Source organism: Pararhizobium mangrovi, from assembly GCF_006516965.1.
In the GTDB taxonomy this organism is placed as follows: Bacteria; Pseudomonadota; Alphaproteobacteria; order Rhizobiales; family Rhizobiaceae; genus Pararhizobium_B; species Pararhizobium_B mangrovi.
Map to the genome: position 1 here is coordinate 144,022 of NZ_VHLH01000002.1, position 14,427 is coordinate 158,448.

Below are 14,427 nucleotides of genomic sequence, written 5' to 3' on the forward strand. Positions count from 1 at the left end.
TCTCAGCTTCGCGTCGTCCGGCTTTCGAGCGTGCGCGCGAGCGTGCAGAACTCTGCGATCGACAGGGTTTCTGCGCGCCGGGTCGGATCGATTCCGGCCGCTTCGAGGTAGGCTTGGCCGCCGAGCGGCTTCAGGCTCTGCCGCAGCATCTTGCGCCGCTGGCCGAACGCCGCCTGGGTGACGCGTTCCAGATCGGCAAAGCGACATGGGTCGGGCCGTTCGCGCGGAACGAGATGAACGACGGACGAGGTGACCTTCGGCGGCGGTGAAAAGGCCTGCGGCGGCAGGTCGAAACAGATCTCCGCATGCATGCGCCAGCCGACGAGAACGCCCAGCCGGCCGTAGGCACGCGAGCCCGGTTCGGCGACGATGCGCTCGGCCACTTCGCGCTGGAACATGAGGGTCAGCGACTCGTAGGCGGGCGGCCATTCTTCTCCCGAAAGCCACTGCACGAGAAGCTGCGTGCCGATGTTGTATGGCAGATTGGCGACGATCGCGAGCCGGCCGCCTTTCGCGATCTCGCCGGGATGCATCGTCAGCGCATCGCCCTCGATGATATCGAGGCGGCCCGGATGCACCTCGCCGATCTCCGCCAGTGCCGGCAGGCACCGGCGGTCGCGCTCGACGGCGACGACCCGATCCGCACCGAGCGAGAGCAGGGCGCGCGTCAGCCCGCCCGGGCCGGGGCCGATTTCCAGCACGGTCAGCCCGTCGAGCGAACCGGCGCTGCGCGCCACCTTCTCGATGAGGTTGAAGTCGAGCAGAAAGTTCTGGCCGAGGGTACGGCGCGCGTCGATGCCGTGCCGCTCGATGACGTCACGCAGCGGCGGCAGGCCGTCGGCCGGTTGGCTCACGGCGCCGTGCCGGTCTCGGCACCCGAGGCACCGGCTGCGAGATCGCTCGCCATGCGCAACGCGGCGACGAGGCTCGAAGGATCGGCCCGGCCGCTGCCGGCGAGCGAGAAGGCCGTGCCGTGATCGGGCGAGGTCCGCACGAAGGGCAGGCCGAGCGTGACGTTGACGCTGTCGTCGAAACTGAGTGCCTTGGCCGGAATCAGCGCCTGGTCGTGGTACATGCACATCGCGACGTCGTATTCGGCGCGCGCGCGATCGTGAAACATGGTGTCCGCCGGCATCGGGCCGCGCACGTCTATGCCTTCGGCCCGCAGCGTCTCGATCGCCGGGGCGATGATCGCCTCTTCCTCGTGGCCGAGCGTGCCACCTTCGCCGGCATGCGGGTTCAGCCCGGAAAGCGCGATCCTCGGCGCCGTCACGCCGAAACGTGTAGCGAGGTCCCGGTCGACGATACGCCCGGTCTCGACGATCAGATCCGATGTCAGCGCTTCGAAGACGGCGCGCAAGGGGAGATGGATCGTTACCGGCACGGCGCGAAGCTTCGGGCCGGAAAGCATCATCACCGGACGAACGGGCCGTCCGAGAGATGAGGCAGCGAGATCGGCGAGGAACTCGGTGTGGCCGGGAAAGCCGAACCCGGCTTCGTAGAGGATCGCCTTGGCGATGGGATTGGTGACGACCCCCGAACATGCGCCGGACGTGGCGAGCGACACCGCGCTCTCGATCGAGCCGACGACGGCGCCGGCATAGGCAACGTCGCCGTGGCCCGGGACGACATCGGTTCCGGCAGCGAGCGGAAGCACGGGAAGGGCGGTTTCGAACGTCGCCTCGGCCGTGTCGGGCGTGGCCTCGGCGACCGGCGCGAAAAGCCCGAGCCGTTCGGCGCGTTTTTGAAGCACCGCGGGATCGCCGATCAGCAGGAACGGCGGTACGCAGCGCTCGTGCCGGGCGGTCCATGCGGCAAGCGTGATGTCCGGCCCGATCCCGGCCGGATCGCCCATGGTCAGTGCGAGAACCGTCATTCGATGTATCCGGTGGAGCGCCGACGGGCTGCTTCCGAGGCGCTATAGGGCCCGCTAGAGCATTTCCAGCCAAAGCGGGATCGCTTTGGCGTCGGATAATGCGACAAAACACAGAGCTGGAGCATTTCCGGTGAACCAGACTTCACCGGAAATGCTCCAGGCGAGCAATGCGCCACCACGCCTATTTGTAGACGATGCTGGCGTTCTCGCGCAGCTTCTTCAGCATGTCCTTGCTGGCATCGGTGTTTTCCTGGCTGCTCTCCTCGGACTGGAACACCGTCTCGGCGGCAAGATCGTCCGATACGGTGTGTGCCGAGCAAACGCCGATGAATTCGACGCCGCGATCGGTCACCTTGGGCTGTGTGGCCGAGCCGGGCTTGGTGTTCTCGATGGCGTCCTTCCACATCGGTGGCAGCTTGGGCTGCATGACGCGGCCGAGATCGCGGACCGCGACGTCCGTCAGCCTCGCGGCGACGTTGCGGGTGTTGTCGCAGCCGTTGAACCGCGCGCGCATGGCGCTCGCTTCGTTCTTGCGCTGGCCGAGAATGGCGCTGCGCTTGTCGTTGGGCACGACGAAGATGACCTGCTGAAGGACGTACTCCGTCGTCGAAGGCTTGTTCTTGCCGTTCTCCAGCATCTTGGAGAGCATGGAATCGCCGGCGTTATCGGCACGCTCCTGTCCGGCGACAACGCGCGGCCAGCTCATCTGGACGGCGATGTAATGCTTGAAGTGCGTGATGCCGACGCCGGCCCGCTCGAGGATCGTCTTCATCTTGGCGGGCGAAAGCTTGTTGTTCTGCGAGAAACGCGCGAACGCGTCGTCGACCTGCGCGGTGGAGACGGAGGCGCCGGCGCGTGAGATCGCCTGAGTCTTCAAGGTCTCGTCGATGAGTTCCTCGCGCGCCTTCTTGCGCAGGTCGCCCTTTTCGTGCCGCAGGCGGAGGAACTGCATGCGGCTCGAGATGTCGTAGCTCGTGATCGGATCCCCGTTGACGACGATCTTGATCGAATTGGCAGCGTGTGCCGGACCGGTTCCGCCCATCAGCAACGGGCAGAATGCGAGTGCCGCCCATACTGCGAGGATGGGGAACCGGCGGATACCGAACGACATGGGATTGCCTTTCCTCTTGCCACGACGCGCGCGTGCGCGAACCGATTGCCTATCGGACGCGGCGTCCCGCACCCGCCATTATGCGCATTTCGTGCGCTTTTGGCAAAGCGCAAGGGCCGGCCGGACGCCGGTTCAGTTCGTCGTCAGGTCTTCCGAGCCGAGCTTGATGTCGCCGAGCGTGCGGAAGCTCAAAGTCGCGCCGACCGACCAGTCCGTCTCGCCGTCGTCGAGCAGATTGCCCGGCTGACCCAGATCGCGCGTTTCCTTGTAGAAGATATTGAAGGTAAAGCACTCATTGTTGAAAATGAGGCCGGCAAGGTCGTTGGAGACGCCCTTGCGCTCGATATCGTAGGTCGCCTTGCCGTAGACGCTCCAGTTCTGCGCGAATTTCAACCGGGCATTGGCCGAAACCTCCTGCGCAGTATTCGTGCTGCCGTATTCGGGCTGCGGGGCGAGCTGCGCATAGGTGATTCCGGTGCTGAGGATCCGGTTGGCATAGGTCGCGTTCACGTCCGTACGCTGAAGGGCGAAGGACGAGTTGTCGAACCGGGCCTGGCTGCTGAGGTCGATGCCGACGGGCAGCGAGACGCCGAGCGAGCCGACATAGTCCGAAACCGTGTGGTCCAGCCCGGAATCATGACCGGCATAGACGAGATCGGGCGAATCGAAGGAGTTCTGTCCGGCGATCTGGTAGGACTGACCGAAGACCCCGTCGAGCGTCACGCCGTTGTCGAAGGAACCGGTGTAACGCACGCCGACATTCGCCCGCGTGCCGCCCTCGACGCGGTCGTAGCCGGAGAACTTGTCGCGGTCGAAGAGGTTCGTCGTGTCGAAGACGAAGCTCTGCGCGTCCTCGTTGGGGAAGGAGCCGGGGTCGTCCTCGTTCGGACGCACGAAAAGCTGGGCGATCGGCTCGATGACGTGCGAGCTGTGCGCTGCGGTGGCGACGAACGGATAGCTCGCCTCCAGCCCGGCGGTGACCATCGTGCGGAAGCGCGTACCGTCTTCGAACTCGTCGATGGCCGGGTTCACGCCCGATGTGGACGGGGTCGGGTCGTCCATGTTGATGTCGAAGGCATCGCCGCGGGCGGCGAGGATCGGCGTGAGAAGCAGTCCGTTGTCGAAGGTCTGCGTGCGCTTCCATTCGAGTTCGCCGGAAAGGCGATGCGTGTTCCCTTCGAGACCACGATATCGGCTGAAACCATCATCGTTCGTGTTGGTCCGCGCAGCCTGCGAGCGATAGATGCTCGTCTCGTTGGCGTTGAAGCTCAGTTGGCCGCCGAAGACGGGCTCGTCGGAAACGCGCGAATAGTCGATCACCGGCAGCACGAAGGGCTGCGACTTCTCGAGATTCTTGACGCCGATTTCCGAACTCTTTTCGGATCCCTGCTCGTCGAAGCGATAGGCGTGCAGGTCGAAATAGTTCTTGCCGTCGATACCCGTCAGATAGGCCTGCGAGGTGACCGTCGAGCTGTTGTAGCCGGGGATGGCGTAGGTCCGGCCGAAGTTCTCGTCGGTCTCGTAGAAGACGTTCCAGCCCGTCTTCCAGCGCGGATTGATGTCGAACGAGCCCTGCGTCGCGAAAAGGAAGCGGCCGGTCTTGCCGTAATCCGCCGATCCCGTCTCGAATTCCTTCGGCGAGAACTGGCCGATGCCCGCGGCGCGAAAGCCGAGCGAGCCGTTGCGAAAGCGGCGACGATATTCGGTGTCGGCCAGGAAGCCCTGCTTGGTATAGCCCGTGACCGTGAGGGTCGCGTCGGAATAGGGCGAAAGCACCTGGAAATAGGGAACCGAGACGCTGAAGCCGAGCGCGTCGTCATAGCCGAGGCTCGGCCTCAGGATGCCGGATTTCCGCTTGGCCGTTGTGACCGAGAGGTAAGGAAAGTAGCCGACCGGCAGGCCGAAGAGGTCGAAGGTCGCGTTGCGCAGGCGCACGGTCTGCGCCTCGGAGTCCTGAACGATCTTGCGCGCCCTGATCTGCCAGAACGGCGCGCGATCCGGGTTCTCCTCGCACGGCTTGCAGGCGGTGTAGACGCCGTTGTTGAACTGCGTCTGCACGCCGCCGCGCCGTTCGGCGCTCGTCGCCACGATATGGGTTTTCTGCGGCGTGTCGATGCGCAGCCCGTTGACGAAACCGTCGGCGAAATTGTCCGTGACGTCGAGATTGTCGGCGTAGAGCTTTGTCCCGTCGGGATTGACGAGCGCGACTTCGCCGGCGGCGCGCACCCGGCCGGTATCCTGATTGTATTCGACGCGGTTGGCGACGAGGCGATAGCCGTCATAGGCGATCTGCACCTGGCCGGAAGCAACCACCGTGTGGGTGTTTTCGTTGTAGCTCAGCTTCTTCGAGGAGAGCAGGAGCTGCGTTCCGGGCGGCACCGACGTCGTGCTCGGCAGCTGCTGCGCGTTGGTAGCGACGCTGCCTGCAAGACCGCAGACCATGGCCGTTGCCAGCGCAGCGCCCGCTCGAAGCAGCCTGACGCGCGTCGCGTATGTACCCTGGCGGCGGCGCTTCAACTAGCCGTCCTCCTTGTGCAGCAGAATCGTAATCCCCAATGCAAGCGCGACCACGACCGGAATCCAGGCCGCAGCGATCGGCGGAATGGTCCCCGCACCGCCGAATGACTTGATGACCACCGAGACCACGTAAAGCACGAAGCCGGCGAGGATTCCACCCACCACGACGGAAACCGACTGGCCGAACCGCGCGAACCTCAGCGAGACCACAGCGGCGATCAGGGTCATGGATACCATCAGGAAAGGCAACGCAACCAGCGAGTGGAACTGGACCGCAAAAACATTGGCATTGATGCCGAAAGAACGCGCCGCGGCGATCTTCTGCGGCAGCTTGAAGAAGGGAATCGTCTTGGGGTCGGAGAGCGATTCCTGGACGAATTCCGGCTCCAGATTGGTGGCGACCGTCATTTCGGCGTGATCTTCCTCCGGTTCGCCGGCGCGAAACCGCCTGACCTTGGTCAGAACCCACTCATCGTGCTGCAGTCGCGCGCGCTCGGCGTCGAGCCGGTCTTCGACGTTGCCGTCGTTGCCGATGCGCAGGAAGGTGGCGTTCGCGAGGAGGAGGCCGTTGTCGGCGATCGTCCGTGCGCCGATGATCGTCGTGCCTTCCTTCGTTTCCTGGCGGATCCAGGGCGGTCGGGTGTTGCCGATGTCGCCGCTGTTCTTCAGACCGGCCTTCACCTCCTGAAGCTGCGAGAGCTGCATGGTGCGCGCGGCGATCGGGTTGAGGACGGTGACGACCAAACCGCCCACCAGGAGGCTCGCGATGGCAAGCGGCGCGAGGAACTGCCACGCCGAAACGCCCGAGGCACGCGCCACGACGAGCTCGTATTTGCGGTTCAGCCCGACGAGCGTCGCGATCGAGGCGAAGAGGATAATGAACGGGTAGGTGGTCTCGATGATGCTCGGCGCACGAAGCAGAGAGATCGAGAGCGTATCAAGCACGGTGAAGGTCGAATCGTCCGGTATCCGGCCGGACACCTCTGTGAAGTCGATGAGCACCACGAGCACGAAAATGCCCGCCGTGAAGAGCGCGATCGTTCCGAGCTGGCGCCGGAAGAAGTATCGCCACAACGTTCCAAGCGTCATGCGGAGCGCCTTCGTCCGGGGATGAAGAGCCCGCCGATCGCCCGCCGCGTGCGCAACCAGATCCGTGCGATGACGTTCACCCAGCTCTGCGGCAGCCAGATCTCCTTGCCGGTCAGGACGAGGAACGCATAGGAGGCGATACCGAAGAGCGGGACCCCGTAGATCAGGTAGCCGAAGAGCAGGCTTCGCCCGGCATCGGGTTCGATGTAGAAGCCGAGCGCGCGATAGAAAAGCACGATCAGGAAGGCGAGGATGCTTTGCTGGATGCGCGCAGCGCGGTTGGATTTCGCCCGGCCCATGAAGCTGAGAGCGACCAGCCCGACGAGCAGCGGATACATCCATTCGCTGAAACGCCGGTTGATCTCTTTGGTGAAGAGGTCGGGCCGGTCCCGATAGGCCTTGTCGTTCGGGTCGGGACTGAAGAGGTAGGTGGTCGGGCGTTCCTTCGGATAATAAAGGGTGCCTTCGCCTCCGCCGGGGAAGAGCGCGAGATCGAGCGCGTAGGACTGGAAGCGGACGATCGATACCTCGCCGGTCTTGGTGTTCTGTGTCTGGAACTGGCCGTCCGACAGAACGAGAAGCTGCGTTTCATCCGTGCGCACGAGCCGGCCGCTCTTTGCGAAATAGGTGAGGTTGGAGGCCGGGTCCCGTTCGTCGGAAATGAAGATGCCGCGAAGCTCACCCCCGCTCGCGACGTTCTGCACGTTGAAATAGACGTTGTCGTCGAGCTTGGTGAAGGTGCCCGTCTGGATGGCGCTCGAAAGCAGGTCGCCGCGCGCTTCGGTGACGATGTCGCGCAGGCGATGGTTCGAATACGGTTCGACGAAGTTGTTGGAAAGGAGCGTGACGAACGCCATGCCGACGGCGATGAGGAGCAGCGGCTTGCCGACCGTTCGCGGCGGGGCGCCGGCGGCTTCGGCAACAACGAGCTCGGAGTCCTCGTTCATCCGTCCGAGCGTCTGGCCCGCGCCGATGAGCAGGGCGAACGGCATCACGATGATGAGCACCTTCGGCATGAGCATCAGCGCCAACTCGCCATAGGTCATCAGCGACTGGCTCGTCGACGTCATCACGTTGACGTAGAGCAGGATCTGCGTCGTCATTGCCAGGACGCCCGTGACGATGAGCGTGCCGATCGAAAGCAGGAAGATACGCCGGAAGATGTACCGTTGGATCTGGTTCATGCAGCGTGACGATCTTTCTGCGGCGGCGTGATCGAGGCGCGGTACGAGCGTGATGCCGGGCCCTTTCGCCCGAGCACACCGGCAGACCATGCGACCTCGTATCCAAGGTCGCCGATCCTAGCGGCATTGGCGGCGTCTTCGGTCATTCACGGTTCCCGATCAAGCATCAAATTGGATAAAAGTCCGCAAACGAACGTGGTTAAGAAAACCTTTCGTGTGTCGTTTCCGCGGTGGCACGGCGCGGCAATTCGCCATGGCGGGCCGCATGCCGGCAATGGGGCGCACCCTTGCCAAGCGGTGCGAAAGCGGCATGATCGCGTGAAATCATCAAACGAGCATTGCCGAGAGTGACGATGACGAGAGCGATCGACTTTACCTTTACCGAAAAGGGCGAGGCTGCCGAAGGGCTCGCCGTTCTGCTGCAGGCGGGCGAGGGCGGGCTTGCCGGGCCGGCCGAAGGCCTCGGTTCGCGCGACGGCTTCATGCGCGCTGGCGCGATCGCCGGCTTCAAGGGCGCTTCGATGAAGACCCTCGATCTCATCGCGCCCGAGGGGGCGAATGTCGATCGCGTGCTCCTCGTCGGAACGGGCGATGCGGCCGGCTTCGCCGCGCATGACTGGTTGCGCCTCGGCGGCACCGTCGCCGGCGCGCTCGGCCGTGCGGAGGCGGTGACCGTATTCCTCTCCGCGCCCGGCTTTTCACCCGATGCCCGCAACGCGGCCGACTTCGCGCTCGGCATGCTGATGCGCGCCTACAGCTTCGACACCTACAAGACCACGTCCAGGGACGAAGACGCCGACGACGGGGCATCGGACGCGGCGGTCGACGTGACGATCGTCTTCACGGACGCCGAAGCGGCCCGTACCGCCTTCGAAGCGGAGCGCAGCGTCGGCGAGGGCGTCACGCTTGCCCGCGATCTCGTCAACGAACCGGCCAACATCCTCGGCACCGAGGAGTTCGCCGAACGTGCGAAGGCGCTCGAAAAGCTCGGCGTCGAGGTCGAGGTTCTGGGCGAGGCCGAAATGCGCGAGCTCGGCATGCAGGCCCTGCTCGGCGTCGCGCAAGGGTCCTCGCGCCCGCCGCGGCTCGCGATCATGCAGTGGAAGGGTACGCAAACGCAGCCGGTCGCCTTCATCGGCAAGGGTGTGGTCTTCGATTCCGGCGGCATCTCCATCAAGCCCGGCGCCAGCATGGAGGACATGAAGGGCGACATGGGCGGTGCGGCCGCCGTCACCGGCCTCATGCATACGCTCGCCGCCCGCAAGGCGAAGGTGAATGCCGTCGGCATCATCGGCCTCGTTGAGAACATGCCCGACGGCCATGCGCAGCGTCCCGGCGACATCGTCACGTCGATGTCTGGGCAGACAATCGAGATCATCAACACCGATGCGGAAGGCCGCCTCGTGCTCTGCGATGCGCTCTGGTACTGCCAGGACCGCTTCAAGCCGCAGTTCATGGTCAACCTCGCGACGCTGACCGGCGCGATCATCGTCGCGCTCGGCCACCACCATGCCGGCCTCTTTTCCAACGACGACACCCTTGCCGACCGGCTGACGAAGGCGGGTCTCGCGACGCACGAAAAGCTCTGGCGGCTGCCGCTCGGGCCGGAATACGACAAGCAGATCGAATCGAAGTTCGCCGACATGAAGCATACCGGCGGGCGCGCCGGCGGTTCGATCACGGCGGCCCAGTTCCTGCAGCGCTTCGTCAACGAGACGCCGTGGGCGCATCTCGATATCGCGGGAACCGGCTTCGGCTCGCCGTCGAGCGAGATCAACCGTTCCTGGGGATCGGGCTTCGGCGTCCGCCTGCTCGATGAACTCGTCCGGGCGGACTACGAGAACTGACCGGGAAAGCTGACCGGAAGGCCGTTTTGTGACGGAGGTCCTCTTCTATCACCTGACTGAATCGCGTCTGGAGGACGCGCTCCCGCCGCTGCTCGAAAAGAGCGTCGAGCGCGGCTGGCGCGTCGTCGTCCAGACTGGTAGCGACGAACGGCGCGATGCGCTGGACGCGCATTTGTGGACCTATCGCGAAGCAAGCTTCCTCGCTCACGGCACCGATCGCGCCGACTATGCCGATCTGCAGCCCATTCTGCTGACGAGCGGCGAGGACACGGGAAATGGCGCCACCGTCCGCTTTCTGGTCGATGCCGCACAACCGGGCGAGGTGGCGAGCTACGAGCGCGTCGTCTTCATGTTCGACGGCCACGACCAGGACCAGCTCGAAGCGGCGCGTGCGCACTGGCGTTCGCTCAAGGATGCCGGCATGCAGCTCACCTACTGGCAGCAGACGCCCGAGCGCCGCTGGGAACGCAAGGCCTGAGGCGCATGAACCTGCGCAAGGCGAGGCGGCCTTATTCGGCGATGGCGTCCTCGTATTCGCTGGAAAGGCGCAGCCATTCGTCCTCCGCTTCGGCAAGGCGCGCTTCGGCGTCGAAGCGTTGCTTGGCCTTTTCCGCCGCGCTTTCGGGCGAGCGCTCGTAGAGCGCGGGGTCGGCGAGTTCGACGTCGAGCGTGCGGATCGTGCGTTCGAGCTTGCCCGTCAGCGCCTCGATCGCGTCGATCTTCTTCTTCACCGGAGCGGCCGCCTTCCGGCGATCGGCCGCGGCCTTTCGCTGGTCCGCGCGCGATTTCGGCGCCGTGCCCGCGGTAGCCGGCTTTTCCTCGCCCTTTCCGGAAGAAAGGATGAGGCTGCGATAGTCCGAAAGATCGCCGTCGTAGCTCGTGACCGTGCCCTCGCGAACGAGCCACAGTCGATCGACCGTCGCAGACAGCAGATGGCGATCGTGCGAGATCAGGATGACGGCGCCCGCGAATGCGTTGAGCGCGCGCACCAGCGCCGCACGGCTGTCGATGTCGAGGTGGTTGGTCGGTTCGTCGAGGATAAGAAGGTTCGGATTGTCGAAGGTGGCGAGCCCCATCAGGAGCCGCGCCTTCTCGCCACCGGAAAGGTCGCCCGCCGGCGTGTCCATCTTCTCCGTCGAAAGGCCCATCTGCGCCACGCGGGCGCGCACCTTGGCATCGCCGGCGCCCTGCATTCGTTCGCGCACGTGCGCCACCGCGCTTTCGGCCGGCCTCAGATCGTCGATCTGGTGCTGCGCGAAGTAGCCGACCTTGAGGTTCGGGGCGAGTTGCATGCGTCCGGTTTCCGTCGACAGTCGCCCGGCGACCAGCTTGGCGAAGGTCGACTTGCCGTTGCCGTTCGAGCCGAGCAGCGCGATCCGGTCGTCATGGTCGAGCCTCAGATCGAGCCCCTTCAGGATCGGCGATCCGGGCTCGTAGCCGACCGAGGCGCCTTCGAGGGCGACGATCGGCGAGGCGATCTGCTTCTCGGGCTCGGGGAAGGAGAACTCGTGGACGTGGTCCTCGATCACCGCGTCGATCGTTCCCATGCGCTCCAGCGCCTTCAGGCGCGACTGTGCCTGGCGGGCCTTGGTCGCCTGCGCACGGAAACGGTCGACGAAGGCCTGCATGTGCTTGCGCTTCGCCTCGACCTTGGCGCGGCTCTTCATCTGCAGCTCGTCCGCTTCCGCCTTCTGCCGCTCGAACTGGTCGAACGAGCCGCGGTAGAAGGTGAGCTTGCGCGATTCCAGATGAACGATCGCGTTCGTCGCGTTGTTCAGGAGGTCGCGGTCGTGACTGATGACGACGACCGTATGGCGGTAGCGCCGGATGTACTCCTCCAGCCAGAGCGTGCCCTCGAGGTCGAGATAGTTCGTCGGCTCGTCGAGAAGCAGAAGGTCCGGTTCGGAAAATAGGACGGCCGCGAGCGCGACGCGCATGCGCCATCCACCCGAAAAGCTGGAGGCGGGTCGCTGCTGCGCGGCCTGGTCGAAGCCGAGACCGGCGAGGATGGCCGCCGCGCGCGCTTCGGCCGAATGGGCGTCGATGTCGACGAGCCGGGTCTGGATCTCGGCGATGCGGTGCGGATCCTCGGCCGTTTCGGCCTCCGCCATCAGGGCGGTCCGTTCGCGATCGGCGGCAAGGACGATGTCGATCAGCGGATCTTCGGTGCCCGGCGCTTCCTGCGCGACTTGACCGATGCGCGTACCCTTGGGGATCGAGACCGAACCCGTCTCGCTCGCCATCTCGCCGGTGACGAGGCGAAAGAGCGTCGACTTGCCGGCGCCGTTTCGCCCCACGAGCCCGGCCTTCGTGCCGGCCGGCAGCGTGACGGAAGCGTTTTCGATCAGGAGGCGACCGGCGATGCGGGCCGAAAGGTTGGAAATTGCAAGCATGGCGGTGTTCTTGAATCACGCGGGTGCCGGAGGCAAGGGCGGAGATCGCAGGCGCGGCCCTTCAGGCGAAGGCACGACCTGCCGGCTGGCGATGAAAGGCACTGAGATCGAGCGAAGGCGGCTCGCTTTCGAGCATGGACAGGATACAATGCGTCTGGCCGCGATGATGGGTCTGGTGGTTGAAGAAGTGGGTGAGGGCCGGCGCCAGACGCTGGCTGATGCGGCGCGTATCGGTCACCGTGATATAGGTGAAGCGGCCGGCGAATTCTTCCGGCTCCATGCCTTCGACGAAGGCGACGATGCGCGCGTCCTCGCTTTCGCGGGCAGCGCGCAGTTCGGCGAGACGATCCGCGACGATGGCATCGAGGCGCGACGGGTTCTCGCCGCCGCCGGTGAAGCGATGCATCCAGATCCGATCGGCGACCAGGATGTGGTTCAGCGTACCGTTGAGCGAACCGAAGAACGCGCCGACGTCGCGCCGGTAGGCCTCGTCGGGAAGGGCGGCCGCCGCATCGTAGACACGCCGATTGGCCCATTCGTTATAGGCCGCCATCATGCGGAAATGGTCTTTCATCGCCCTGTCCCAGGATTGCCCTGCCGGGACCTACCATGCGGCGCGCGATGGCGCCACAAGCACTGTCGATCGTACGATACGAGCGTGAAACGCGGTCGCGGCGTGACGGTGGCCTTGTTCGCCGCCCCTTCAGCCGTTAAGGAGCGCGCACTTCCCGCCCATCCAGTCGAAGCCGCCGGAAGCGGCCGTCACAACGAAGCAAGGAAAGAAGCCCCATGGCGATCGAACGCACCTTTTCCATGATCAAGCCCGACGCGACGCGCCGAAACCTCACCGGCGCGATCATCAAGATGTTCGAGGATGCCGGCTTGAAGGTCGTCGCCTCCCGGCGTGTCCACATGAGCCTGCGCGAGGCGGAAGGCTTCTACGCGGTGCACAAGGATCGTCCCTTCTTCGGCGAACTGACCGAGTTCATGTCGTCGGGCCCGACGGTCGTGCAGGTGCTCGAAGGCGAGAACGCCATCGCCAGGAACCGCGAGATCATGGGCGCGACGAACCCGTCGGAAGCTGAGGACGGCACGATCCGCAAGCTCTATGCCGAGTCGATCGGCGAGAACTCCGTCCATGGTTCCGACGCGCCGGAAACGGCGGCCGAGGAGATTGCCTACTGGTTCGCCGGCACCGACATCGTCGGCTGATCCATTCCCGAGAGATCTTTCGAAGAAGCCGGCCTTCGTGCCGGCTTCTTTCGTTTCGGCGCTATCATGACGCCTCGTTCGCCATCGCGCGCCGGGCCGCGTAGCGCGCGATGGTCGGTCCGCAGATCAGCACCATGAAGAAGCGTACCGCCTGCAGCGTCATGACGAAGGGCAGGTCGACGTTACTCGACGCGGCGATGATGGCGACCGAATCCATGCCGCCGGGGCTGGTCGCCAGATAAGCGGTCAGCGGGTCGATGCCGAGCGCGCGGTTGAGCAATACGGCGAGCCCGCCGCAAAAGACGAGCAGAACGAGGATCGATGCGAGGATGCGTGGAAAGGCATGGCGGGCATGGTGCAGGATGGCCCGGTCGAAACTGAGGCCGATGCGCCAGCCGAGCACCGCGTAGCACGGCGCGAGCAGCCAGAGCGGCAGCGCGAAGGTCGCGATCCCGCTCACGTGAAGAACGGCGCCGACGATCAGCGGCAGGATGAGCGGGCCGGCCGGGATGCGCGAGAGGTGACCGAGCCACGAGCCGAAGGCGGCAAGCGCGATCGTCTGCGCCAGCGCACCGGGCGCGACGGCTTCCAGCCATGGCGCGCCGGCGCCGCCTCCGGCCGAAGCGTCGATCCAGATGCGCGAGATCAGCGATGCGGCGAGCGCCACCATGACGACGCGCAGATACTGCATGAAGGCGACGAGCCGCGCGTCGGCGCCGAACGCTTCGGCCATCAGCATCATCGCCGTGGCACCGCCCGGCGACGACCCCCAGACCGCCGTCGAACCCGGCAGCACGTTCCAGCGGCTCATCAGCCAGCCGAGCAGGCTGGACGCGGTGATGACGGCGACGACGACGCCCAGGAAGATCGGCCATTCGCTGGCGAACGTGGCGAGGATCGTCGGCGTCACGGAACGCGCGATCAGACAGCCGACGACCGCTTGGGCGACGTTGTAGACCGGTCGCTTGACGCCGATTGTCGCGCCGTTGGTGCCGGCGGTGATGGCGACGGCCATCGGGCCGAGGAGGAAGCCGGCCGGGATCGCCGCCCATTCGAGGAGTGCGGCGAGCACCGCCGAGAGGATGACGAGTGCTGCCCATTGCGTGCGCTTCGACCGGCGCGACAGGAAGCCGGCCGGCTGGTTCTTGGAAGTCTCGCTCACGCGGCGTGTCCTGGTCTTCGCTCCCGCGTCCCGACG

The 14,427-nt window shown here is 65.2% G+C and carries 12 protein-coding genes; 3 read left to right on the plus strand and 9 right to left on the minus strand.

Going from position 1 to position 14,427, the window contains the following annotated elements; all coding sequences use genetic code 11:
* Nucleotides 1-2 precede the first annotated feature (2 nt).
* From rsmA to FJU11_RS02360, 6 genes are all read right to left on the minus strand, one after another.
* Nucleotides 3-854: a 16S rRNA (adenine(1518)-N(6)/adenine(1519)-N(6))-dimethyltransferase RsmA gene (gene rsmA, locus FJU11_RS02335; protein ID WP_141165400.1), complete on the minus strand. Its 852-nt coding sequence runs from the start codon at nt 852-854 to the stop codon at nt 3-5.
* Nucleotides 851-1,876: a 4-hydroxythreonine-4-phosphate dehydrogenase PdxA gene (gene pdxA, locus FJU11_RS02340; protein ID WP_141165401.1), complete on the minus strand. Its 1,026-nt coding sequence runs from the start codon at nt 1,874-1,876 to the stop codon at nt 851-853. Before pdxA ends, rsmA begins: the two co-directional genes overlap by 4 nt.
* 181 nt (nt 1,877-2,057) lie before the next feature.
* Nucleotides 2,058-2,987 carry a SurA N-terminal domain-containing protein gene (locus FJU11_RS02345; RefSeq protein WP_141165402.1) on the minus strand — a complete coding sequence of 310 codons (930 nt, stop codon included), beginning with the start codon at nt 2,985-2,987 and terminating at the stop codon, nt 2,058-2,060.
* Between the two features lie 132 nt (nt 2,988-3,119).
* Nucleotides 3,120-5,504: an LPS-assembly protein LptD gene (locus tag FJU11_RS02350; protein WP_235890770.1), complete on the minus strand. Its 2,385-nt coding sequence runs from the start codon at nt 5,502-5,504 to the stop codon at nt 3,120-3,122.
* Nucleotides 5,505-6,593 (minus strand): LPS export ABC transporter permease LptG, encoded by a 1,089-nt coding sequence (gene lptG, locus FJU11_RS02355; protein WP_141165403.1) that lies wholly within the window; start codon nt 6,591-6,593, stop codon nt 5,505-5,507.
* Complete coding sequence (locus tag FJU11_RS02360) at nt 6,590-7,777, minus strand: LptF/LptG family permease (protein ID WP_181408013.1); 1,188 nt, start codon at nt 7,775-7,777, stop codon at nt 6,590-6,592. The genes lptG and FJU11_RS02360 overlap by 4 nt, the downstream gene beginning before the upstream one ends.
* A gap of 353 nt (nt 7,778-8,130) precedes the next feature.
* On the opposite strand from FJU11_RS02360, the gene FJU11_RS02365 reads away from it, so the two are divergent.
* Together FJU11_RS02365 and FJU11_RS02370 are read left to right on the plus strand one after the other, a co-directional pair.
* A complete protein-coding gene (locus FJU11_RS02365) occupies nt 8,131-9,624 on the plus strand; it encodes a leucyl aminopeptidase (RefSeq protein ID WP_141165405.1) in 1,494 nt (497 codons plus the stop codon).
* 28 nt (nt 9,625-9,652) lie between these two features.
* The gene (locus tag FJU11_RS02370) at nt 9,653-10,102 is read left to right on the plus strand and encodes a DNA polymerase III subunit chi (protein WP_141165406.1); all 450 of its coding nucleotides are present in this window, start codon (nt 9,653-9,655) and stop codon (nt 10,100-10,102) included.
* A 31-nt stretch (nt 10,103-10,133) separates the two neighbouring features.
* On the opposite strand, the gene FJU11_RS02375 is transcribed toward FJU11_RS02370, so the two are convergent.
* Together FJU11_RS02375 and FJU11_RS02380 are read right to left on the minus strand one after the other, a co-directional pair.
* Nucleotides 10,134-12,017 (minus strand): ABC-F family ATP-binding cassette domain-containing protein, encoded by a 1,884-nt coding sequence (locus FJU11_RS02375; RefSeq protein WP_141165407.1) that lies wholly within the window; start codon nt 12,015-12,017, stop codon nt 10,134-10,136.
* A 61-nt stretch (nt 12,018-12,078) separates the two neighbouring features.
* Nucleotides 12,079-12,591, minus strand: coding sequence for a DinB family protein (locus FJU11_RS02380; protein WP_141165408.1), 513 nt, complete (start codon nt 12,589-12,591; stop codon nt 12,079-12,081).
* Nucleotides 12,592-12,806: 215 nt separating this feature from the next.
* On the opposite strand from FJU11_RS02380, the gene ndk reads away from it, so the two are divergent.
* Nucleotides 12,807-13,229, plus strand: a complete 423-nt coding sequence (gene ndk, locus FJU11_RS02385; protein ID WP_141165409.1) for a nucleoside-diphosphate kinase — start codon at nt 12,807-12,809, stop codon at nt 13,227-13,229.
* 64 nt (nt 13,230-13,293) lie between these two features.
* Here the strand turns inward: ndk and FJU11_RS02390 are convergent, their stop codons facing one another.
* Complete coding sequence (locus FJU11_RS02390) at nt 13,294-14,391, minus strand: AbrB family transcriptional regulator (protein ID WP_235890772.1); 1,098 nt, start codon at nt 14,389-14,391, stop codon at nt 13,294-13,296.
* Nucleotides 14,392-14,427: the final 36 nt, after the last annotated feature.

Excerpts from the sequence above, each read along its gene's own strand:
- pdxA (WP_141165401.1), bottom strand. The coding sequence starts at position 1,876 with ATGACGGTTCTCGCACTGACCATGGGCGATCCGGCCGGGATCGGGCCG.
- FJU11_RS02345 (WP_141165402.1), bottom strand. The coding sequence starts at position 2,987 with ATGTCGTTCGGTATCCGCCGGTTCCCCATCCTCGCAGTATGGGCGGCA.
- lptG (WP_141165403.1), bottom strand. The coding sequence starts at position 6,593 with ATGACGCTTGGAACGTTGTGGCGATACTTCTTCCGGCGCCAGCTCGGA.
- FJU11_RS02360 (WP_181408013.1), bottom strand. The coding sequence starts at position 7,777 with ATGAACCAGATCCAACGGTACATCTTCCGGCGTATCTTCCTGCTTTCG.
- FJU11_RS02365 (WP_141165405.1), top strand. The coding sequence starts at position 8,131 with ATGACGAGAGCGATCGACTTTACCTTTACCGAAAAGGGCGAGGCTGCC.
- FJU11_RS02375 (WP_141165407.1), bottom strand. The coding sequence starts at position 12,017 with ATGCTTGCAATTTCCAACCTTTCGGCCCGCATCGCCGGTCGCCTCCTG.
- FJU11_RS02380 (WP_141165408.1), bottom strand. The coding sequence starts at position 12,591 with ATGAAAGACCATTTCCGCATGATGGCGGCCTATAACGAATGGGCCAAT.
- ndk (WP_141165409.1), top strand. The coding sequence starts at position 12,807 with ATGGCGATCGAACGCACCTTTTCCATGATCAAGCCCGACGCGACGCGC.